Raw genomic sequence first — 21916 nt, 5'->3', positions numbered from 1 at the left:
CCGACCGGTCACCGAGCACGCCGAATGCTCGGCGGCTTGACGGTCGGCCGCGACTGCGGCTGTCACCCACTACCTGGACTGGTCGTCGAGGACGTCCATGTTTGGAGAAGGAGGATCAGCGTGAGCGGACCGCAGGCGTGGGTGAAGGTGAACATCGCTGCCGCGAACCACGGTGACGGCAGCTGTTCCGCACTCGCGTAGACGACCCATGCGGTGAAGTCCAGGGCCAGGGTAAGACCTCCGACGGCGAGCGCAAGCCCCCGTTGCCACCGCAGTCGCGTACGCCGCGGGGTGTACGCCCACCCGGCTGCGACGGTCGGTAGCAGCGCGATGAGGCCGGCAAGTGCTCCGTGCGCGAGTGGCGAGTCCGCTCCGAGCGTGGGAAGCGCCCGCCACACTTGCACACCCGCTGTCACCGTCGATGCGGTAACAACCACTGCGGTCACGACCCCGATCAGCAGCAGCCGCAGCGGCGCCGTCCGACGCATGGTCGTGGCCGGCCAGCGTCGGTAACCGTTCCGGTGCAGGTGTCCGGTCTCGCCAGCCGGCACGGTTTTCCAGTGACGTTCTGGCCGGATGCACGATGGTTCGCCGGGGGCCTGGTCAGGCGGGACCGCACCGCACACCGTCGGGGGTGCTAGCTGTTCCGCACCCGCGGCATCCGCCGACGGGATCGGCGTGGAGGGTTCCGCGCGGCCTGCTGCCGTCTCGACCGTCTGTTCCCTCGTTTCGGTGTCGAGGCCGTCGCGCACGATGGTGTCGAACGCGTCGTCGAGGCGGAGTTTGTCCGCGGCCAGAAGGATGGCCAGGATGTCGGTGAGGTCGGAGCAGGTGTCGCAGTCCGGCTCCGGGCAGCCCGCGTGCCGCTCGATCACGGACAGGAATCGCGGCTTGCGTCCATCCAGCGACGTAGCCGGTCTGCTGCCATCCGGGCATCGAGCCGATAGCCGCGGCGAGTTCCTGGACTCGCGGTTGTGGGACCTGGTACTGCGCGGCTGCGGCCTGGACCCGGCGGCGGAACTGCTCCGGGATGGGGAGCTCAGCCACGGCCAGCACCGCGCTGCCGCCGATCGGGGTGCGGATGCTCGGCGTCCGCACCGGATACGGCAGCGTCCTGTTCAGCGAACACGCGCGTTCCTTCCATACGGTGCGAGGGTACGCGGATGGAGCGACCGGTTGCCGCATGGTGTGGTAGGCGCCATCGATGAGACGGTGGCGCGGCACGCATTATTCGAGCAGCGGGGTGGGCGACCGGTGGGAAGATCGTCTGATGGTTGTCAACTACGGTCCCCGTTGGGACGACAAGAACGCCTCCTGGTGGGTCAAGGCGAACCGCGCCCATGAACACCTCGACGACCTGAGGTCAGCGGTCAAGGAGTTCCGCGACTCGACGCCGTACACTGTCACGCCAGAACCCACCGACAGGCAGGACCGCCTGGCCTACCGGCTGCGTTACCGTCGGCCGTTCCCCACGTCGATCAGCGCCGTCGTCGGTGATGTGCTGAGCAATCTGCGGGCCGCGCTTGAGAGCTTGGCCTACGGGGTCGCGGAAGCCTGCCACGGCGGCGTCATCCCCGCCGAGCTGGAGCGTCGGGCAACCTTCCCGATCACCAAGGACTCTCAAGTATTCGACGCCTTCCACAAGGAGCGACCGGGGCTGTACGACGACCGGGCCAAAAGAGCCTTCCGGGCGGTGCAGCCGTTCATCTTCATGGAAGATTCGAAGGAGCTCGGACACCAGACGAAACGGACCTACGAGACTAATTTTACGTGGAGCTATCTCCACCGTCTCGACAGACTGTGGAACATCGATAAGCACCGCAGGCTGGCCACTCTCGCCTGGTTCCCCGACCTGATCTCGTGGGGCAGCAACGGGGAGACTCAACGGAAGCTGTACCCGGGCGACGGGACCATGGCTGACGGATCGGTGCTGTTCTACATCGAGGGCAGCGACGAGGGTCGAGGAACGGCCATCGAGCACCAGTTCAACATCGTCCTCACCGATGACCCTGGTCACCGTGCTGACCCAGCCTTCATCATGGACTTGGTGGCTCTCCTGGGCGACTTTCACTATCACATGGTTGACGACGTTTTCCCTAAAATCTTCACAATCATGTCTGAGTCGTGAGGTACTACCGCCGCTGCCGACACACTCGGCTGAGTGAGATCAATTGAAGGCTGCCCGAGGGGCGGACCTGGAGCAGGTGCTTGCGCTGCGCGAGGCAGTTGCGGTGACCGCGCGAACTGGTCCATCGAGTGGCCCAGATGGTCGCTGGATCGCAGCTGCCGGTAGCTCTTGCGATCCGATCGGTCGGCGCGGTAGTCGGCCGCGGCAATGAGTCCCAATCGCACCGCCGCCGGACCACCATCCGTGGTCAGGCCGCGGTCGTCGCAATACAGCGGGCTGTCAGACGGCTGGTGAGCATGGGCCCAGTCGACCAATACGCGCAGCAGGCCCTCACGCTGCCGGTGCGTGGCCGTGACCATGTCGTGCACGTATCCGGGCCGGGGCTCCGCGGACAGTCGCCGTGCACCTCGCGGAAGAACCACAGATGGCTTACACACTCGCCGGCATCGTTGGCCAGCCACAGCAATCTCCGATAGCCCCCACCCATCCAAACCTCTTCAACTGATCTGAACACCAGACCGGCGGGGTGGACCCCGCACGGTGGCGTGAGCCCACCGTCACTCCACATAGACCCTCCCAATTATCGGACAAGTCTCGCATAGCGGGCCAGGAGCGGAGACCTGTTCAAGGTCCGTCGTGCGCGATGACGTGGGCCGGTCCACGCCGAGTGCAGCCGGCGGTCCGCCGTACTGGTCGGCTCGCCGGGATCAGCCTCGCCTGTTCAGGCGTCCTCCCGCGGCGGCCACCAGCCGCGAGCCGACGCGGAGAAGAACGTCACCGCACTGAACTCGATGACCGCGTCGTGGCGTACGCGGGATACGTGAGCCGGCTCAGCAGCCTCAAGATGTGCGGCGGTGGAAAGGCGGATGCGGCTCACGGCGGGGCGGGCGCCACCGCAGCATCCGAAAGTGTCATACCCCTGACGTACCGTTATTCCGCAGGCCGGTCGGCGTGCATTGACGGTCGAGCGGTGGACCCCAGCCAGACGAGGCGCGACCATCTCGGATCCGGAAAGGTTGTCGTGAAGAAGATCGACAAAAGCGCGCACACTGGCGACGGCGGGATCGCGCTCATCCATATGCGCGTCTACGAGATGGGCTTCGTCTGGCATGAGCGCAAGACCGACGCCGGCATCGACGGTGAGATCGAGCTGCGCAACCCGGTCACCGGTGAGGTCGCCAACCGGACGCTGTTCGTGCAGAGCAAGGGTAAGGGTGAGCGGCGGTTCCCCGGTGAGAACGACACCACGTTCCACTTCCTGTGCAGTGACGCCGACGTCGGCTACTGGATGAGTGCGCCGGTGCCGGTGCTGCTGGTCTGCTCGCATCCGGAGACCGGCGAAGCGTGGTGGATGCACGTCCAGGGTTGGTTCGCAGATCCCGCCCACCGCGCGTCCGGGCGGATCGACTTCGACAAGGACACGCAGCGGTTCGACCGGTCGGCCGCTCATCGGCTGCTCAACCTCGCCGACCCGCACGGTGACGCGCATGTGCCCGTAGCCGAGGACCGGCCCGAGACGCTGACCAGCAACCTCCTTCGTATCAGCCCCCCAGAGGTCATCTATCACGCGCCGATCGACACCCAGGACGCGCGCGAGGTCTTCGCCCGCCAGCGCGACCTCGACCCGGCCCTGCAGATCGGTGAGGACTTCATCCTGCGCGGCGACCGCATCTACACCTGGCGCCCTCCGCACCTCTCCGCCCTCGGGAAGATCATCACAGGTGGGGTGAGTGAGATGGCGGTCTCCGAGTGGGCCGACGCCGGCGACGACGTGCGAGAACGCTGGCTGGTGCACCTGCTCAACCAGGCGTTCCGCGCCGACGTCGCCGCCGACTGCGCCTGGCACGGCGGCCGGAAGATCGTCTACTGGCGCGCGACGCCTGACCTGACCGCCCGGAGCATCCGCAGCGCCAGCGGCAGGACTCGGCAGGTGTTCACACCGAAGTACAAGAAGACCGACCCCAGCCAGGTCAGCTACTGCCTGCACGCGGCCCTGGAATGGCAGTTCCTCACCGTCGGCGGCAGCTGGTACTGCGCGCTCGTGCCCACCTACCACTACACCCGCGACGGGTACCGGGACTCCCTCTACCTGGCGGAGTACCTCGCCGGGATCAAGCGCCTGGACCGCAACCCGGCCGTCTACCACCAGACCCGCATGTGGGCGCACTACCTGCACGGCGACGACGACACCCTCGACCCCCGCAGCACCATCCTCACCTACGGCCTCCTCGAAACCTTCGACACCGACAAGGGCATCGACGACAAAGCCTGGCTGTCCGACCCCCGCAAGGTCGCCGACGACGAAGAGGCCCTCGAAGACGACACCATCGCCGTCCAGGACGCCGAGGAAGAACTCGCCTTGTTCGAGGTACCCCGATGAAACTCACCGTCATCGACGAACCGAACCTCGAGTTCGGCGCCGGCGCCCGGCACATCGACCCACGTCACGGCATCACCGACTACGGCCCCGCCGACGCCACCAACACCGACGTGCGCACCATCCGCGCCGGCATCGTCGGCACCCCCGCCGCCATCCAAGGCCTGCGCCGCTGGCTGGACCGGTGCCGCCGACCCATCGACGCCAAGGACAGCCGCCTCGGGCACCTGTTCGTGCCGTTCCCCGGCTTCGACACCAGCGCCGGGTTCCGCTCCACACTCATCTGGGACTCCCGGCTGGAACGACCCATCCGCGACCGTGACCTGAAGCGCCTCGAAGGGCTCAAGGCGCAGGACGCCATCCAGGCCGCGATCGACCTGTACCTCGCTGAACTCGACATCCTCGACGAGGAGCCCGGCTGCGACGTCATCCTGGTCGCCCGTCCCGACGAACTCGCCGAACGCCCCGTCCGCGAGACCGACCCCGAGGCGCCATGGAAGAAGGCACCACCACCCGAGCCGGTCGACGACTTCCGCGCCGTACTCAAGGCCCGCGCCATGCGCTACAGCCGCCCGATCCAGATCATCCGCCGCACCACCTGGGACCCCACCTTCAAACCCGTCACCACCGAGAAGCCCCGCGTGCAGGACGAGGCCACCCGCGCCTGGAACCTGCACACCGCCCTGTACTACAAGTCCGGTGGCGTGCCGTGGCGGCTTCCCCGCAGCTCCACCGACCTGAGCAGCTGCTACGTCGGCGTCACCTTCTACCGCAGCGGCGACAACACCACTCTGGAGACCAGCGTCGCCCAGGTCTTCAACCAGCGCGGCGACGGCGTCATCGTCCGCGGCGCCCCCGCCAAGGTCTCCCGCCACGACCGGCAGCCCCACCTCAGCCACCACGACGCCCGGACCCTGCTCACTGAAGCACTGACCCGGTACCGCGGCGAGCACCGGACACTTCCCGCCCGGGTCGTGCTGCACAAGACCTCGTCCTACACCCCCGACGAACTCGCCGGGTTCCGCGCCGCCGCCGACGACGCCGGCATCGACACCCTCGAACTGCTCTGGCTGCCCGCCAGCGACCCCGTCCGGCTGTTCCGCTCCGCCAACCACCCGCCCCTGCGTGGCACCATGCTCAGCCTCGACGACCGCCGGCACCTGCTCTACACCCGCGGCAGCGTGCCGTTCTACGGCACCTACCCCGGCATGTACATCCCCACCCCGCTGCCGTTCCGGCTCGTCGAGACCGAGTCCAGCCCCGAACACCTCGCCGAGGAGCTCCTCGCGCTGACCAAGATGAACTGGAACCAAACCCAGCTCGACGGCCGCCTGCCCATCACCCTGCGCACCGCTGACCGTGTCGGTGAGATCCTGCGCCACCTCGGCCCGCATGACCGCCCCCAAGGCAGATACGCCTTCTACATGTGACACCGGATGAACCCAGACACTCGACCAGGTGTCTTCACACACACCACTGAGATCAGCGCCTGCGGGCCAGGTGCGGTCGGCATCACAGCAGCGTGCCACCCGATTACTTCAGTTCGTCACGGGCCTGTAACGGGCATCCGGCACTCTGTTCCTTGAACCGGTGATGCGGTTCGAGAAACGGCACAAGCGGTCCGGGTATGTGCCCGAGCCGCGCAGAATCGCTCCGTGATGCAGGGGTGTCTCACGATCGATTCGGTTGCGATCCGAGACTCGGTCCGGATTGCAGTACGAAGTGCGGGTGCCGAGGTGGCGGCCTCGGCACCCGCACTGTCCTGGCACGGCACGGCACGCTGATGTCCGTGCATATGACCTGAGACCGCTGCCTCCGGTGGACTGCGCAGGCAGGTCTTCACGGTCAGACTTCCAGCGATCATGAGGTCGGTCAAGGGTCCGCGGCACGGTCAGCGGCTCCGGGTGCGACCTCACCATCGACCGGGACGCCGTGGGGCGGCAGGGCCGCGGTTTTCCACAGCCGCGCCAGCTGCGGCTGGCCAGCCGCCTGCAGATCCTGGTCCAGCCACTCGGGCTCATGTGCGTAAGCGCTCAGCCACCACTCGGCGCGGTCGCTGCTGTGACCGAGCAGCGGCACCACCAGCGTCTCGCGGACCAGATGCGGAGTGAGCAGCCGGCGGACGAACGCCCCGTCGGGCGTCTGCACAGTGGCCTCCTCGGCGGCCCGGTCGGTCGCTCCAAGGCTGACGGCCGGTCCGGTCGACAGGACGACACCCTCGGCGTTGTCCGGCCACTGCACGTTGCTCCGGATCGCCTCGGCAATCGCTTCAAGGCGGTCCTGTGGTGCCATCTTCATCCAGTCGGTGAACTGGAACAGGCCATCCAGACAGTCGACGCGGATCCAGGCCGGCCAGGGTCCGCGGACCTGCTCGGCCTTGGCCGCCAGGGTCCTGCCGAGGCGTTGCCAACCGTTGCGGTACTGGGCCGCGCCGGTGAACACGGCCGTGCCCACAGCGACCGGTTCCCGATGCGCCGTCACGGTGCCGATTTCGCTGCGCACCGTGCATACGTCCGACCCGCTGATCATGGACTTCGCGGCGTCCTCGACGGCGGCGAGCCAGGCCCGAGTCTCATCCAGGGCCATATGATCCTCGAGAAGGACGACGCAGGTGACGCCATGTCGAAGCTCGATCTGACGGATCGCGGTCTGGAACGAGTCCTCGTAGGCCTGCCATTGCAGATCGACGGCAGCGCGAGGGACGGTCGTCGTCTCCACCATCCACGCCCGGTTGGTGCCACCGGCGACCAGGAGATCTCCGTTCCTGGTCGAGCCGGGAATCGCCGGCTCGAACACCACGTCATCGCCCTGGTCCCGAACGGCACGAGCGACCTCGAGCTGGAGCAGCGCATGCCGCCACATGGCGCTGTCGGCCCCGCGCCGGAACTCGGCCTTGACCTTGGCGAACGTCGGATCGGTGACCGCACGGTCGAGCCGCAGGATGAACCACAGCGCCTGCGGCAAGGCGTACCGGTGGGTGCCGGCGAGGAGCAGTTCGCCGGGCAGGCGGCCCTGCTTGCGGTACTGCCGAGCAAGCCATGAGTCGCCCAGCAGCGTACGCAGCCGTGCCAGCGCCCACCGCACCGTCGCCACGCCCTGCTCCGTCAACCCGCCGTGGCTGATCAGGTCATCAAGGTCCTGCCACGTTGGTTCATCGCCGATCACCTCGGCATACTCCCGCCCACACGACTGGCATTCAATCGGATTGCACAACGAGCGACCCGCCGAGGATATGTGCGTACGACCCGAGCCGACCTGGCACCGCAGTAAGGCACGCGTGCCGGCCAAGACCGCTATTCGCAGTACGTGCCGTATGTGCCGTATATCGAAGATATACCGGCGCGCCCCGGCGGTCTCCTGAGGGCGCAGTGAGCGCCGGCGTGTTGCAGGTGCCTGCCCCGCAGGCGGTGGCCCGGACGTGGACGGTCCGCCGGTGGCTGGAGTTCTGGCTTTCGGAGGTTGAGGGCAGGCTGCGGCCGATGACGGTGCTGAACTACCGCAGCATCGTGGAGCGGTACCTGGTCCCGCGTCTGGGCTGGCATCGTCTGAGCAAGCTCAGTACTCGTGACGTTCAGCGGGCGATGGATGTGATCATGCGTGAGCGGGTGCGTGGTGGCCGGTTGATCTCACCGGCGTCGGTGCATCGGATCCGGGCGGTGTTGCGCAGCGCGCTGTCGGAGGCGCGGCGGCAGGGCATGATCGGCCGTAACGCCGCGCGGGGTGCGGCTGCCGGGCGGGTCCCGGGCGCACGCGGTCGTGTGGGACGCCGAGCGGATCGAGGCGTGGCAGGAGAACGGGGTAAGGCCCCGGGTGGCGGTGTGGGATCTGCCGGAGCTGGCTCGGTTCCTGAGGGCGGTGCGCGGTGATGCGCTGTTCCCGTTGTGTTGGCTGGTGGCGCTTCGTGGTCTGCGGCGCGGTGAGATCGTCGGCCTGCGGTGGGAGGACGTCGACCTGGTCGCGGGCGAACTGACGGTCCGGGAGCAGGTCCTCGTTATCGGCGGTGAGGAGCAGGCAGGCCCGCCGAAGTCGGTGGCCGGTGTGCGGACCCTGGCGCTGGACGAGTTCTCCACGCTGATGCTGAAGGATCTGCAGGATGGGCATCGGCGCCGGTTCGGGCGGGTGGATCCGAAGGGGCGGGTGTTCCGCCGCCCGGATGGCCGGCCGGTGCGTGCCGACTGGCTGACTCGCCGGTTCCGGAAACTCGTTGGTGACCTGGGGTTGCCGCCGGTGCGGTTGCATGACCTCCGGCACGCCGCGGCGGGTCTGGCCGGCGCGGCCGGCGTGGACCTGAAGGTGATCCAGCACGACCTGGGTCACTCCAGTGCGGTCACGACTGCGGACACGTACGCGGTGGTGTTCCGGCAACTGGCGAAGGAGTCGGTGCATGCGACGGCGGCGTTGCTGCTGTCGCATGCACGTGTGCGGATGTCGTTGGAGGGTGCCTCGCAGGCGTGATCTGACGCAGTGTCCCTAGTCCCGCCGGGTGGGCCTGGTACGACCCTTCTTCGACTTCCGCCTGGATGTTGCGTCGGCGGCTTTGCGGAGGAACCGGGCGGTGGCCTTCGCCGCCCGGTGTTGTGTGCTGGGCAGGATCGTGGTGTAGATGTCCGCAGTGACCGCGATGCTGGCGTGCCCCAGCTGTTGCTGCAGGGTCTTGAGGTCGGCACCCGCTGCGTGGGCGAGGCAGGCGGCGCCGTGACGGAGGTCGTGCAGGCGGACCGGCGGTAGCCCGCTGGCGGCCACGAGTCTGCTGAACCGGCGGGTTACGGTTTGCGGGTGCAACGGCTCGCCGCCTTCGGCGGTGAACAGGTACCCGTTCTCCTGCCACGGCCGGTCGGCGTGACGATGTTCGGCCCGCTGCCGTCGGCGGTGCGCGCGCAGCACTGTGACGGTCTGCTTGTCCAGGGCGATGGTCCGTGCTCCTGCCTCGATCTTCGGGGTGTCCTCGAAGATCTGATAGCCAGCGCTCGTGCGAGCGCGGGCAACGGTGAGTTCGGCATGATCGAGGTCCAGGTCGGTCCAGCGGAGCGCTGCGGCTTCACCGCGGCGCAGTCCGCGCAGCGCGAGCAGCCACCACAGTCCATGGAGCCGGTCGTCGCGGACCGACTTGAGGAACTGCTGCAGTTGCACCGGTGTCCATACCGCGATTCGCGGGCGGGCGCCGGATGCCTGCCACGCCGCGACTCTGGCGCGGGTCCACACCACCGGGTGCGGGCGCGGGTGCGCGGGGAGCTCGACGTGCCGGGCCGGGTTGTCGCGGAGCAGGGCCTTCGCGGACGGCGCCGTTGAGCCCGGCACGGAGGGTGGTGCGGATGTGCGCCAATGTGGATGGGGTGTGGAGCTGACCAGATCGATTCGTGCGCTGCCCGATCTGGGAGAACATCGCGGCCACCTGACGGGCGTTGAGTTCGACGAGCGGGATGTGGCCGAGGTGCGGGACAAGGAACTGTTCGATGTATCCCTCGTGCGACAAGCGGGTGGTCGGCCGGATCCCGACGCGACCGGACAACCAGACCCGCAGCCACCGTGCCACCGTCCAGGTCGACGCCCTGCGTTCCTCGACGCTGCTGGCGAGGAAGGCCCGTCGCGCCTCCAGCGCGGCTTCACGGGTAGGGTGGCCGCCGCGACGGATCCGCTCGGTACGGCCGAACACGTCGGCGGTAGCGCAGCAGAAGTACCAACTGCCGTGCTCCGGCTCCGTCAGCCGCGGACACGATCGGTCCATCTGCGTGCCGGTCGCTGGATTGGTGCACCCGCATCGCTTGAACACGGCCGAGTTGGTAGCCATCGACATGCCTCCTGATTGCTGCGCCTGGTGGGAAGCGCTCAGACTGCAACTAGAGATCATCGGCTGTTGTCGATAGATTAGGCTGATCTTGAAGAGGTTCGGCCATTTGGCCTGGGCGTTTGGGTAGGCCGTCCGGTCAGGGCGTGATGAGGGGTGCCAATGCGGCGGCACCGACCTTTGTGGGGCATAGCTGGTCCCAGCTCCGAAGGCCCCACGGGTAATCGCACAAATGTACGATTGCAATTTTTGTCGTACCCGCCTGGCATCATCAATGCGTACTGGCGGCGTCGACGGGATGTCACATGCAGATTCGAATGCAACTGCATATGAGGGCTGGCGGTGGGCTGCGCCTCGGCGCGCAATGGATCTGTGAAACCGACGCGGCTGTCCTGCGGTTGTCGGGTGCATCGGTGTGGAGGTGTCCTGTCCTGTGACCGACATCGTCGGCGAGCTGGCGCGGGTTGCCGGCGCTTTCGACCAGCCAACCCTCACGCTGCTGTACAGGAACCATGCGAGGGTGGTGATCGCGATGTTCCGTGGCGCGTTCACTCGGGATAACCGCAGCATTCCGGCCGCGCGGCTGCATGCCCAGGTCGATACCTACCTCGATCATCTGCGCATCGCCGGTATCACGGATCTACCGTCTGGTTCGGGCCGTGAGTTGTGCCTGCGGTGGATGCGTGGGCAGTGGCTAGTCCGTAGCGTCGACGACGACGGCACCGAGATCTACACCTTGACCAGTCACGCGCAGGACGCACTCAACCTCGTGACGAGTCTGACCCGTGAGCGGGCGAGCCTGAGCGAGCATCGGATCGCCACGATCGTCAACGCCGTGCGCCGGTTCAACACGGAGGCGAACCCGGACCGGGGCGCGCGGGTGGACATTCTCAACAGCGAGATCGCGCGGTTGACGAGGGAGCGCGACCGTCTCCTCGAGGGGGGCGACGTGCCGCAGGTGTCGGCGGACTACATGCTAGAGGGGTTCGGGGAGCTGCTGCAGTTGGTGGCGGCGCTGCCGAGCGACTTCGCCCGGGTGGAGGAGGCGTTCACCGCGCTGCGCGCGCAGATCCTCGGGTCGTTCCGGGCGGAGGACCGCCACGCCGGTGATGTGATCGACGACTATTTGCGCCGTAGCGATTCGCTGATGACCGCGACGGCCGAGGGCCGGGCGTTCGAGGGGGCGTTCACCCTGCTGCGCGATGACGAGTTGCTGCTGCAGCTGCGGGAGGACCTGTCGGCGCTGCTGAGCCACCCGACGGCCGAGGACATCCTCAACGACGCCGATCGTCGTGACCTGCGCGGCACCGTCGGGCTGATCCGTCGTGGCATCGACGCGGTGCTGACCCAGCGCAACCGGGTCACCGCGACCCTGCGGGAGTACATCCAGACCCACAACACCGCCCGCGACCGGGAGCTGGACAGCACGCTGCGCCAGCTCGACGCTGAACTGGCCCAATGGATGATGGTCGCCGGCCCCCGTACTGCTGTGCCCTTGCCGCTGCTGCCGGCCCGGGTGGAGGTCAACCACCTCCGGGAGCGGTTCCATAACCCGGAGGAAGAGGCCGGGCCGCCGCCGCTGCAGGACGTGACCGGGCAGCGGCCCGACGAGCTGTCCCTCGCTGATCTGCTGGCGCAAGGTGGCCCGTCTCTCGATCAGCTCCGCACGGCCGTGGACGAGGCCCTCGCCGCGGACCGGCCGCTGACCTCGTTGGGGTCGCTGTTCGGCACCTTGGCGGCGACGCTGCGCAGACCGGTCGAAGTCCTCGGCCTGCTGCATCTGATCACGAACATGGACGGGTTTGCGCGCGACGACGAACGCCGGGAGATCTACCACACGGTCCGGCCGGACGGCTCCCGACGCGAGCTGACGGTTCCGCTGGTCGTACCCATGTGGCAACAGCCCGACGGGATCGCTGGCACCGTGGCCGACAGGCCCGGCGTATCCGCGGGATCGGAGCAGGCATGAGCGTCGACGGTGTCTTCCCTGTCATCGGCGCGGTCGACGGCGGGGACGATCCTGAACGGGAGTCAACCAGCAGCGTCGCGTTGTTCGAAGGCGACGAGGGCGCGCTGGAACTACCGCAGCGCCGAGTGCTGGTGGCGCTACTCAAGCAGCGGTTCATCACCGCACGGAGTCATCCGAAGGAGTGGAAGACGCTCGTCGCGAATCCCCGTCCGATCCGGTCCCGGCTCAACGACCTGTTCCTCGACCTGCACCTCGATGTGGTGCGGGAGGTCGCGTACAAGCGGCAGGTAGTTCCTGAGGGAGGCGGTAGGTTCCCGACGTTGCTGCACGACACCGCGTGGAGCCGGGAGGAGACGGCCTTGATGGTGTATCTGCGGACCCGGAGCCGGTCGGAAGAAGCAGCCGGGACATCACGTTCGTTCGTGGAGCGCCAAGACATGCTCGACCATGTGGCCGCGCTGCGCCCGGCACACGCCACCGACCACGTCGCCGACGGCCGGCGCACGATGAACGCGATCGAGAGCCTCAACCGGGCCGGGCTGTTGATCGGGGCGAGCACCGCCGACCGGTTCGAGATCAGCCCGGCCATCGACGTGGTCCTGCCGTTGGAACGGCTGCAGGAACTGCTGCGCTGGCTTCAAGGCACCGCAGGTACACAGACCGGCGAGGACGGCAGCGAGCCGGTCACCGACGACGCGATCAGTGACGAGGATGTGCAGTGACGATCAGTGATCCTGACCAGTTCGCGCTGCTGCCGGTCTCGCTGATCGCGCAGTCGCTCCCTCAGCCGCGCAGCCAGCCACCGGCCCCGCTGTTCTATGTCGCCGGCGCCACTGAGGGCACGTTGCAGTGGAAGGCTGAGTCGTTCCAGCTGGTGAACTGGGGCGGGTTCGAGGGCCGGGTCCAGTTCGACTTTCACCCAGGCGCGACGCTGGTGTCAGGGGCGTCAGGTACCGGCAAGAGCACCCTGCTCGACGCGTACATCGCGTTGATGATGCCGTCGGACACGCCGTTCAACGGCGCCTCGAATGACGCGGTCGCCGGCCGGGCACGCAGCGCAGAACAACGCAACCTGCTGTCATACTTACGCGGGCAGACGGACACGACGGCAGACGATCACGGCCGGGTACGGCCGAAGGTGCTGCGCGGCGACGGCCGCTCGACATGGGGCGCAGTCGCGATGACATTCGTCGACGACCACGACCGGCGGTTCACCGCGCTGCGCGTCTACTACGTTCCCGCCCGGGCAAGCCAGGTCGGTGACATCACGATGCGGATGGCCAGTTACGACGGGCAGCTGGACCTGGCCGACCTCGGCGAGCACGCCACCGCGCTGTTCGCCCCGAAGTCACTAAAGGCGGCGTTCCCCGGTCTGACGACCCATGACAGCTACGCCGCGTTCGCCGCCCGCCTGCACACCCGGTTGGGCATCGGCGCGAACGGCGACGGCGAGAAGGCGCTGCGGCTGCTGGTCCGCATCCAGTCCGGGCACCAGATCCGCACGGTCGACGAGCTCTACAAGGAGATGGTGCTGGAGCGGCCGGCGACCTACGAGGCGGCCGATCGGGCGATCGGCCACTTCGACGACCTCGAGGCCGCCTACCTGGCCATGCAGACCGAGCAGCAGAAGGCCGACCTGCTCGGCCCGATCACGCAAAAGCACACCGATCTCACCACAGCGCATGCCACTATCGAGCAGATCGACAACTTCGGACTCACCGCGACCGGTGACACCCCGATCGTGCTGTGGCGGCTGCGGCGGGAAACCGCCCTGCTGAACACAGCGATCTCCGTCAACGAAGAGGAACAGCGGCGCAACGCGACGGCTCTCGTTCAGGCGGCCGCAGCGGTGAACTCGCTGGAGCGAGAACTTGCCACGACCGAAGCGGCACACCGCGACGCGGGCGGCAGCGAACTCGAACGCCTCGCCGAACAGGCCGACCAGGAACGTCAGCGCCGCGACGAACGTCTGGCCCGGCGCACAGCCCTGGCCGAGCGCATCGCCACCCTGACCGTGCCGCTGGACGACCGGGACAGCTTCGAGCGGTCGAGGGCGACCGCCACGCGGTTCGCCGCCGACTACCCGGGCACCGCGCAGGCGCTGCTGGACCGGCGTGAAGGCCTGCGTGACAGCGCGTTTCCGCTATTGGAGCGCCGTAAACACCTGAGCGCGGAACGGGCATCGCTGGCCGGGCGGGCCGGGCGCGTGACCAAGTTCCTCGACGATCTGCGTCACGAGGTGGCCCGAGCCGCTGGCATGGACGTCGCCGAGCTGCCGTTCCTCGCCGAGCTGATCGACATCGCCCCTGACCAGGACCGGTGGCGCACGGCGGTGGAGACCGTGCTCGGGGCCAGCGCGCGGCTGCTGCTGGTGCCGCGCGACCGGCTGGAGTCGTTCTCCGCGGCGATCGACCCGTTGCGGCTGCGCGGCCGGTTGACGTTCGAGGGCGTGCCTCTGGACCAGGATGGTCACATCGACCGCGATCCGGAACGGATCGCGGGAAAGCTTGTCGTCAAAGACTCTCCGTTCGCTGGCTGGGTCGCCCGGCACGTGTCGGATCCCGCGCGCAACGCCCTGTGCGTGGAGACCGCGGCCCAGCTCATTGGTCCCGGACTCCGGGTCACGCTCGCCGGGCAGACCCGGTCCGGGATGCGCGGCACTCACGGCCGCGGTGAACAGGCGAACATCATCGGATTCAGCAACGAGGACTCGATCGCCGACATCGACCGTGAACTCGGCCGGATCAAGGTCGCGCTGGACGCGATCGACCGACAGCGCACCGCGATCGATGAGGAACGCGACGACCTCGACGCGCGCCGCAGCGCCTACGAGGCAGTCCGGGCGGTCACCTGGGACGACATCGACGTCGCCGGCGTCGAGGCCAGAATCGACGAGCTGGAGCGCGCACGTCAGGCGATCCTCGACGCCGACGACCAGCTGCAGCATCTGCAGCAGCGCATCGAAGAGCTACGCAGGCAGCTGGACAAGGCCCGCGGGCACCGCTTCTCCCTCGACCAGCGCGGCACCAGCCTCAGCGATCGGGCGTCGCAACTGCAGGACCAACAGATGACGGTCGACGCCGAATCGACCCGATTCGGCCGGGAGCAGCGGGTCGTGCTGACCGACGAACAGGCCGCCGCGCTCGACCGGCACTTCGCCGTGGCGGTCGCCCCCGCCGACCCGGACGATCTCGACCAGTTCCCGGCGAACCTGTTCCGGTTGCGGCAGCGACTGTCCTCCACCGCCGAGTCAGCTCGCACCCAGGCCCGCAACGCCGAGACCGAACTGGAACGGATCTTCACCGCCTACCAGGTGAAGTTCGAGGACCCCAACCTGGGACGGACCGCGTCGTCCTACCCGGACTACGCGACGATCCTGGAAACGATTCTTACCACCGGGCTGCACGAGCGCCGAGAAACGTGGCGGCAACGGCTGATGAAGTGGAGCGGGGAAGACCTGGTCCCGCTCGCCGGGTCGATGGAGTCGGCCATCGACGAGATCGAGGAACGCCTCGACCCGATCAACAGCATCCTGCGTGACCTGCCGTTCGGTGCCAACCAGGACCGGCTGCGGATCAAACTGCGACGGTTGGCCCCGGACGCCGTGGTCCAGTTCCGCCGCCAGCTTCGGGTGCTGTCCTCCGGTGCGACGCGGGAACTGCCCGAGCAGCAGATGGAACAACGCTTCCATGAGCTGCAGCAGTTCATGCGCCGCATCCGTCGACGCGACGACCCACGTGCCGCCGCCGACATGAGCGACCGCGACCGGCTGCTGGACGTCCGGCGACACGTCGAGATCACCGCGGAACGCTACGACGCCGCCGGACAACTGCTGAGCACGCACTCCTCCCTCGGTGGCAAAAGCGGCGGCGAGAGCCAGGAACTGGTCGCGTTCATCGTCGGGGCGGCCCTGCGGTTCCGGCTCGGTGATGAACTGCGCGCCCGTCCACGGTTCGCGCCGGTCTTTCTCGACGAAGGCTTCGTCAAGTCCGACGCCGAGTTCGCCGGCCGGGCGGTGCAGGCGTGGAAAGGACTCGGGTTCCAACTCATCGTGGGCGCACCGCTGGACAAGGTCACCGCGCTCGAGCCGCACATGGACCAGCTGTTGGCGATCACCAAGAACACGACCACGCACTACTCCTTCGTCGCCCGCATCGCCGACGCCAGACGTATCACGGCCCCGCCACCACCGACTGTGCCCGCCACCCGCAGCCCGATCAACGGCGCGGCCGTCCCAGCGGCCCAGGTCGCACCGGACGGGCACCCGCCGCGATGAAGACCATCGAGCAGCTGCTGACCGACGTCGAACGTCGGCTCAGCACCACGTGGGCGCACCACATCGCCGCCACCCACGGCCCACCGCAGCCCGAGGAGCCGGAAACGCCGCCGCCTGCCTGGCCGCATGCCTTCCCGCTCGGACAACTCGCCTCGGCCGGCCTCGCGAAGGACTTCGCCGCCATCGCGGCATGGGCCGCCAACTGGCGGACGTGGAGCCACGCGCACGGCACGACACTGCGCACCCGTACCCGGCTCGTGCACGGCACCGACCAGGAACTGCCCACACACGTCGTCATCGGCGACGCAGAGAACGCCGCCCGGTTGTGCGGGCCGGCCTGGATCGAACGGTTGGAACGAGGCCGCCGACGTGGCACCGTCCTCGCCGAGCAGTTCCCGCACCTCGCCGGCTCGGGCCTGCTCGCTGCGACCGTTGCCGCGGTCGACGACCTGAGCGATGTCGACTTCGACCTTCTGCGCCGCGCCGGAGCCTGGTTCGCCACGCACGACGCGACCGGCCTCACCCCCAGACAGGTGCCGATCGAAGGGCTGCACGCCAAGTGGCTCAACCACAGGCACGGCCTGGTGCGCCGCCTAGCATCCCGTGACGACCTTGGTCTGCTGCCGCCGCATCCCCCGCGTGTCCACTTCACCTACCTCGACCCAGCCCACCGCGCCGCAGGCCAGCGCAGACACGACTCGGCAACCATCGGCGACCACATGACGCCGGCGTACCAACCCCACATTGTGGTGATCTCCGAGAACAAGGACACCGCTATCCACTTTCCCGAGCTGGACACCGGCATCAGCGTCGAGGGCGTCGGCCGCGGCGGCACGACGATCGCCGCCCTGCCATGGCTGGTCGCGGCCAACCACATCTTCTATTGGGGAGACATGGACGCCGACGGGCTGGAGATCCTCAACGAGTTCCGCGTAGCCGGCGTCCCGGCGACCTCGCTGTTCATGGATCTGCCCACCTATACCGAATGGGAGCGATACGGAACAAACCGCGACCCGCGCGGTCGACCTTTGGAACCACGCACGCCACGCCCGGTACCACTGCTCACCGACGCAGAGACAGCGCTCTACGAGTGCCTCACCGCCGAGACATGGACGAGACACCGACGCGTTGAACAGGAACGAATCCCGCTCGACCTTGCCGCGTCGACCGTTCTGCGAATCGTGGGTAGCGCCAAACTCAATCAGTAGTTGCGCTTGTAGGCCGCCCGTCGCTGCGGATCCCATCGAGGCGTTCAAAGTTGAGCGCCTTTGTTTTCGGATTCAGTGCGTTGTCTCGGAAGGACCGAGCGACGGTGTCGGCGGCGTCCCAAACCCGCGAGCAACGTCTCGAAGGGGTCATTCCCGGCGGCCGAACCGGTGTAGGTGGCGCGGCGCCGCACGCGGCCGTCGTCGGCGCCGCGGAACAGGTCGTCGTCGAGATAGGGCTTGCGGCGGGCGTCGAGCGGCCCGGTCGGCAGCCAGCGGGTCCGCATGCGGCTTGGTGAGGAATATTTTGCGGTCTACTGGCGTGGTGTGGAAGTGAGGGATACTCTGGAGTGGAGTGGGGAGGTGCGCTTGGACGGGCAAGATGTGGAAGCCAGCATGGTAGGACTCCCTGCTGCGCTAATACTGGCCCGTGAATCGCGGGGGATGACCCAGGCGGACCTGGCCCGAGCCATGACGAGCCTCGCCGGCGCCGCAGTGTCGCAGGGATACGTGTCGAAGGCCGAGGCGGGACGGCTGGAGGTCACCGGGGACCGGCTCGACCTGTACGCCCGCGCCCTGCGCTACCCGATCTCCCTGCTGTGCGCCGACCCAGAATTGCACGGTGTTGGCGTCGGTCTGGTGCACCACCGCAAGCGCGCCTCGCTCGGTGCGCCGGCGCTACGACGCATCCACGCGGAACTCGCCTTGGCACGCAAACAGACCCAGGGTCTGCTCGCGCTCGCCGGGGTCGACGGAACGCACCGGTTCCACCACATCGCGGTCGACGACTTCGACACCCCGGCCGACGCGGCCATCGCCGTGCGGCACGAGTGGGACCTGGCGCCAGGTGCGGTGCCGGACCTGGTGCGCTCGATCGAAGACGCTGGAGGGCTGGTGCTCCAGCGCGATCTCGGCTCCCGCGAACTTGACGCGGTGACCCAGTGGCTCGACGGCGACCCGCCGCTGTTTCTGATCAACTCGCAGGCTCCGCCCGACCGGGCGCGGTTCAGCCTGGGTCACGAGCTCGGCCATGTGATCATGCATCGAGAGCCGGACTCCGGCGCGGTGCAGGAACGGCAAGCCGACGAGTTCGCCAGCGAGCTCCTGCTGCCCGCCGGGGCAGTGCGGGCCGAGCTCAAGCAGGGCCGCCTCGATCTGGCTCGGCTGCAGGAACTCAAACAACGATGGGGTGTGTCGATGGCCGCGCTGCTACGCCGGGCCGCGACCCTCAATGTCGTGACCGACTGGCAGTACCGCAACATCATGGTCGAGATGTCCGCCCTCGGGTACCGCACGCAGGAACCCAGCGACCTCGTCCGCGAAACCCCCGAACGTGTGCACGCCCTCGTCGCCGACCTCCGCGCGCAGCGGCACGACGTCGAGGCTCTCGCCGAAGCCGCCGGCTTGCTCCCGGACGAGTTCGTCCAGCTCTACCTCAGCGGCGAATCCACCAACACTCTTCCTTCGAGGTGATGTGATGACCGAGCCCGCAGCGGCCAGCCAAGGCAGTCGCTGGCCCACCACCAGCGCGATCACGGCGGTGACCGGTCGGATCTTCCTGCTGGACCGGCCACAGTTCACCCGTCAGATGCCGACGTTCCTGCCCGCCGATCGCAGCGGCCTGGTTCTCTGCGGCCGGGGCGGCAACACCAGGATCGACACCATCAGTCGGCACGCGACGAACATCCCGGTGCTCATCGACCCGGGCGCCTACCAGGACGAGGTCGCCACAGCCGACGCGCCGTTCTCCCTGCCCGGCGACGACGGCATGCTCTTCGGCGCCGACCTCGACACCGTGCTCGACGGGCAACGCGACAGCCACGCCACAGCGGCGATCACCCCCAGCCGATACGTCCAGGCCGGCGACTCCGCCGCCTTCAAGGCGCTGGTGCACGCCGCTGGGCAGATCAAGCGGGACGACGTCATCGTCGCCGTGCCAGTCGCGCTGCCGTGGCTGACCCAGGAGCAGTACCTCCGCCAACTCATCGCTGGGCTGCAGCGCATCCGCCACCCGAAGGCGCTCATGTTCGGCGCGCAAAGGAACCCGTTCGACGACGCCGCCGCGATCCCGAACTTCCGCCGGCTGCTCGCCGAGACCACCGACGTGGGCCTGTGGCGCGCCGACGTACCAGCGGCGTTCGACTGCATCGCCCACGGCGGCGCCTTCGCCACGATCGGCGCCGGCGGTTCGCTCCGGCACCTCGTCCCCGCTGACGAGAAGCCGGACGCCAACAACCCCGGGGTCCACACCCCAGCCGTGCTGCTACCGACAATGCTGCGCTACAGCGAGGCCCGGTTCATCGCCGACAAGTACGCCAACACGCTCGCCCCGACGTGCGACTGCGAAATCTGCGACGGCGCCTCACTAGGCCGTTTCGACAGCACCAACGCCGAGGTACGGGCCACCGCGCACGCACACAACGCCGCTGTGTGGACCGGCTGGCTGTCCAACCTGTTCGACCAACCGAACACCATCCAGCGGCAGCGGTGGTGGCGGAGTGTCTGCAGCGCCGCCATCGACGCCCACGACCAGGAAAATGCCAGGATCCGTCAGGCAGGGGCGTTCAAGCCCTCCCCCGCACTGAAGAAGCTCGCGAACCTCCCGCTCCCCGGCGAGGTCCCGAGCCAGCCATGAACGGCTATCGACTCTGGCGGTACACCTGCTCCACGAACCGCCAGCCCGCGGCCGTGAACCGGTGTCGCTGAAACGGCGTCGGCTCCACCAGCACCTCCGCTGACCGGCCATCCACCAACACCACACCGACTCCGTAGAAACCAGCCTGGAGCCGCACTTCGGCGAGATCCGCAGGACGGCGACGCAGCACCATCGCCCGGGCGCAGAACGGCGCGAACCGTCCCGCCGACTCCAAACCCGAGCGCCAGGTCCGGGCCGCCACCACCGCCAGATCAACCGTCACTGGCGTCACCGCATGCCGGGTCACCTGGCCATCCCGCAGTGACAGTGCACCCGATGGAGCGCGGCGTACCGCCTCCGCCTCACGCGTGGTCAACGATCGGATCGGCACCGGCAGCCCAATCGGCAGACCCAGCAGCATCTCCAGCACGTCGCTCGAGATGATCCCAGCCGCACCGACGGCCCGGCGTCGGGCATGTTCGGCGTCGTCGTGGCGGTAGCAGATCAACGCCTCGGTCCCGAGGATCGACATCCGCTCCTGCCGCCCGTCGTCCAGCCGCAGGCTCGGCGATGCGGCCGACGCAGCGGCGGTGAACGCCTCCGCGGTTCCCGTCATCGCAACCTCCCGCCGTGCAGCGTCCAGTCCGTGCCGAGACCCGCCCCAAGCTGGTGACGCTCGGCCCGCCTCCACCACCCGTCAACGAACGAACCGCCTGTCACACCGCGCTGATCACCGGCGCTCCGTATGTTCCACCCGACGCCAAGGTCGAAAACCATCGCACGTCGTCTGATCGCCGAACGGTCGATCCGACAGGCCAGACGTCGGCCGCGGCCGAGTCGATCCGCTGCATCGCCACCGCTAGCGTCGTCGAGACGCATCCTCGATAGCGGCGTTGGGCGTCGTTCCACGATCACGTTGGCTGGCCTGCGCTCACGTCGCGCATCGCGGCGGCATGCAGCTCGTCAAGACTTAACCCCAGCGCGCCCGCCAGCCGGGCAACCGTCAGGAACGCGGGCACCGCGACCCGCCCATTCTCCAAACTGCGCACCGTATCGATTGCCACCGACGACGCCTGCGCAAGATCCGGAGCCGAACACGCCCGCTCCGCTCGTCGCGCCGCTAGTGCCGCGCCGAGCCGCCGGCCATGCTCACGATCCTCGTCCGGCGTCACCTTCCGCCCCATGCCGGTAACAATACATGTATTCTTTCTGACTCGGGGCGGCCCGCATTACCGGGAACGACGGCGGAGCGGTGAAGACCCGGCGTAACACGGCAGCGGAGAGCCAATGAGGATAGGTTGGGCCTGCCGTTGCGGTGGCCGATGATCCATACCAATCGGGAACCGCAAGGCGGACCCTGCGTGACCGACCGCGTGAGCGGGGATCGATGCGGAATTGTTGTGCACGGCTGCCGGGCTGGCTCGACGAGCCGCACAACCGGATGAGGACCGTGCTGTCAGGCTAGGTGCGCCGACCGGACCGCTGCCATGATCGGATTAGGCCACCGTCGCGGCTCATCGGCCTGCGCGGACGCGGCGAGG

The 21916-nt window shown here is 68.1% G+C and carries 18 protein-coding genes; 12 read left to right on the top strand and 6 right to left on the bottom strand.

Annotated features, from left to right (window positions below; translation table 11 throughout):
- Positions 1-62: 62 nt before the first annotated feature.
- Complete coding sequence (locus OHA72_RS10070) at positions 63-875, bottom strand: hypothetical protein (RefSeq protein ID WP_327007570.1); 813 nt, start codon at positions 873-875, stop codon at positions 63-65.
- A gap of 395 nt (positions 876-1270) precedes the next feature.
- Between OHA72_RS10070 and OHA72_RS10065 the strand changes: the two genes are divergently transcribed.
- From OHA72_RS10065 to OHA72_RS10055, 3 genes are all read left to right on the top strand, one after another.
- Entirely contained in the window at positions 1271-2128 is an 858-nt protein-coding gene (locus OHA72_RS10065; RefSeq protein ID WP_327007569.1) for a hypothetical protein, read from the top strand.
- 1021 nt (positions 2129-3149) lie between these two features.
- Positions 3150-4508 carry a DUF4365 domain-containing protein gene (locus OHA72_RS10060; RefSeq protein ID WP_327007568.1) on the top strand — a complete coding sequence of 453 codons (1359 nt, stop codon included), beginning with the start codon at positions 3150-3152 and terminating at the stop codon, positions 4506-4508.
- The gene (locus OHA72_RS10055; RefSeq protein WP_327007567.1) at positions 4505-5935 is read left to right on the top strand and encodes an argonaute/piwi family protein; all 1431 of its coding nucleotides are present in this window, start codon (positions 4505-4507) and stop codon (positions 5933-5935) included. The genes OHA72_RS10060 and OHA72_RS10055 overlap by 4 nt, the downstream gene beginning before the upstream one ends.
- Positions 5936-6377: 442 nt before the next feature.
- Here the strand turns inward: OHA72_RS10055 and OHA72_RS10050 are convergent, their stop codons facing one another.
- A complete protein-coding gene (locus OHA72_RS10050) occupies positions 6378-7670 on the bottom strand; it encodes a hypothetical protein (RefSeq protein WP_327007566.1) in 1293 nt (430 codons plus the stop codon).
- 314 nt (positions 7671-7984) lie between these two features.
- On the opposite strand from OHA72_RS10050, the gene OHA72_RS64585 reads away from it, so the two are divergent.
- Both OHA72_RS64585 and OHA72_RS10045 read left to right on the top strand, forming a co-directional pair.
- Complete coding sequence (locus OHA72_RS64585) at positions 7985-8371, top strand: site-specific integrase (protein ID WP_442788551.1); 387 nt, start codon at positions 7985-7987, stop codon at positions 8369-8371.
- Entirely contained in the window at positions 8262-8960 is a 699-nt protein-coding gene (locus OHA72_RS10045; RefSeq protein ID WP_327007565.1) for a site-specific integrase, read from the top strand. The genes OHA72_RS64585 and OHA72_RS10045 overlap by 110 nt, the downstream gene beginning before the upstream one ends.
- 15 nt (positions 8961-8975) lie before the next feature.
- On the opposite strand, the gene OHA72_RS10040 is transcribed toward OHA72_RS10045, so the two are convergent.
- On the bottom strand, positions 8976-9803 hold the full coding sequence (locus OHA72_RS10040; RefSeq protein WP_327007564.1) for a tyrosine-type recombinase/integrase: 828 nt from the start codon (positions 9801-9803) through the stop codon (positions 8976-8978).
- 920 nt (positions 9804-10723) lie between these two features.
- Between OHA72_RS10040 and OHA72_RS10035 the strand changes: the two genes are divergently transcribed.
- The 4 genes from OHA72_RS10035 to OHA72_RS10020 are packed head-to-tail and all read left to right on the top strand — an operon-like array spanning position 10724 to position 17743.
- On the top strand, positions 10724-12259 hold the full coding sequence (locus OHA72_RS10035) for a DUF3375 domain-containing protein (RefSeq protein WP_327007563.1): 1536 nt from the start codon (positions 10724-10726) through the stop codon (positions 12257-12259).
- Positions 12256-12981, top strand: a complete 726-nt coding sequence (locus tag OHA72_RS10030; RefSeq protein ID WP_327007562.1) for a DUF4194 domain-containing protein — start codon at positions 12256-12258, stop codon at positions 12979-12981. Before OHA72_RS10035 ends, OHA72_RS10030 begins: the two co-directional genes overlap by 4 nt.
- The gene (locus OHA72_RS10025; protein WP_327007561.1) at positions 12978-16535 is read left to right on the top strand and encodes an ATP-binding protein; all 3558 of its coding nucleotides are present in this window, start codon (positions 12978-12980) and stop codon (positions 16533-16535) included. Before OHA72_RS10030 ends, OHA72_RS10025 begins: the two co-directional genes overlap by 4 nt.
- Positions 16532-17743, top strand: coding sequence for a Wadjet anti-phage system protein JetD domain-containing protein (locus OHA72_RS10020; RefSeq protein ID WP_327007560.1), 1212 nt, complete (start codon positions 16532-16534; stop codon positions 17741-17743). Before OHA72_RS10025 ends, OHA72_RS10020 begins: the two co-directional genes overlap by 4 nt.
- Positions 17744-17787: 44 nt before the next feature.
- On the opposite strand, the gene OHA72_RS10015 is transcribed toward OHA72_RS10020, so the two are convergent.
- Complete coding sequence (locus tag OHA72_RS10015; RefSeq protein ID WP_327007559.1) at positions 17788-18027, bottom strand: hypothetical protein; 240 nt, start codon at positions 18025-18027, stop codon at positions 17788-17790.
- A gap of 82 nt (positions 18028-18109) precedes the next feature.
- Between OHA72_RS10015 and OHA72_RS10010 the strand changes: the two genes are divergently transcribed.
- Entirely contained in the window at positions 18110-19213 is a 1104-nt protein-coding gene (locus tag OHA72_RS10010) for an ImmA/IrrE family metallo-endopeptidase (protein ID WP_327007558.1), read from the top strand.
- A gap of 4 nt (positions 19214-19217) precedes the next feature.
- Positions 19218-20375 carry a hypothetical protein gene (locus OHA72_RS10005; RefSeq protein WP_327007557.1) on the top strand — a complete coding sequence of 386 codons (1158 nt, stop codon included), beginning with the start codon at positions 19218-19220 and terminating at the stop codon, positions 20373-20375.
- A 4-nt stretch (positions 20376-20379) separates the two neighbouring features.
- Here the strand turns inward: OHA72_RS10005 and OHA72_RS10000 are convergent, their stop codons facing one another.
- Positions 20380-20991 carry a hypothetical protein gene (locus OHA72_RS10000; protein ID WP_327007556.1) on the bottom strand — a complete coding sequence of 204 codons (612 nt, stop codon included), beginning with the start codon at positions 20989-20991 and terminating at the stop codon, positions 20380-20382.
- A 14-nt stretch (positions 20992-21005) separates the two neighbouring features.
- On the opposite strand from OHA72_RS10000, the gene OHA72_RS09995 reads away from it, so the two are divergent.
- The gene (locus OHA72_RS09995) at positions 21006-21263 is read left to right on the top strand and encodes a hypothetical protein (RefSeq protein WP_327007555.1); all 258 of its coding nucleotides are present in this window, start codon (positions 21006-21008) and stop codon (positions 21261-21263) included.
- Positions 21264-21286: 23 nt separating this feature from the next.
- On the opposite strand, the gene OHA72_RS09990 is transcribed toward OHA72_RS09995, so the two are convergent.
- Positions 21287-21559 carry a helix-turn-helix domain-containing protein gene (locus OHA72_RS09990; protein ID WP_327007554.1) on the bottom strand — a complete coding sequence of 91 codons (273 nt, stop codon included), beginning with the start codon at positions 21557-21559 and terminating at the stop codon, positions 21287-21289.
- Positions 21560-21916 lie beyond the last annotated feature (357 nt).

This window comes from Dactylosporangium sp. NBC_01737 (genome assembly GCF_035963215.1).
Classification (GTDB): Bacteria; Actinomycetota; Actinomycetes; order Mycobacteriales; family Micromonosporaceae; genus Dactylosporangium.
Note: the sequence above shows the minus strand (reverse complement) of the source record. Positions and strands in the feature narration are given on the sequence as shown.

What these genes read in the sequence shown, in the direction of transcription:
- OHA72_RS10030 (WP_327007562.1), top strand. Translation starts at nt 12,256, where the DNA reads ATGAGCGTCGACGGTGTCTTCCCTGTCATCGGCGCGGTCGACGGCGGG.
- OHA72_RS10000 (WP_327007556.1), bottom strand. Translation starts at nt 20,991, where the DNA reads ATGACGGGAACCGCGGAGGCGTTCACCGCCGCTGCGTCGGCCGCATCG.
- OHA72_RS10005 (WP_327007557.1), top strand. Translation starts at nt 19,218, where the DNA reads ATGACCGAGCCCGCAGCGGCCAGCCAAGGCAGTCGCTGGCCCACCACC.
- OHA72_RS64585 (WP_442788551.1), top strand. Translation starts at nt 7,985, where the DNA reads ATGACGGTGCTGAACTACCGCAGCATCGTGGAGCGGTACCTGGTCCCG.
- OHA72_RS10055 (WP_327007567.1), top strand. Translation starts at nt 4,505, where the DNA reads ATGAAACTCACCGTCATCGACGAACCGAACCTCGAGTTCGGCGCCGGC.
- OHA72_RS10020 (WP_327007560.1), top strand. Translation starts at nt 16,532, where the DNA reads ATGAAGACCATCGAGCAGCTGCTGACCGACGTCGAACGTCGGCTCAGC.
- OHA72_RS10065 (WP_327007569.1), top strand. Translation starts at nt 1,271, where the DNA reads ATGGTTGTCAACTACGGTCCCCGTTGGGACGACAAGAACGCCTCCTGG.
- OHA72_RS10015 (WP_327007559.1), bottom strand. Translation starts at nt 18,027, where the DNA reads ATGCGGACCCGCTGGCTGCCGACCGGGCCGCTCGACGCCCGCCGCAAG.
- OHA72_RS09990 (WP_327007554.1), bottom strand. Translation starts at nt 21,559, where the DNA reads ATGGGGCGGAAGGTGACGCCGGACGAGGATCGTGAGCATGGCCGGCGG.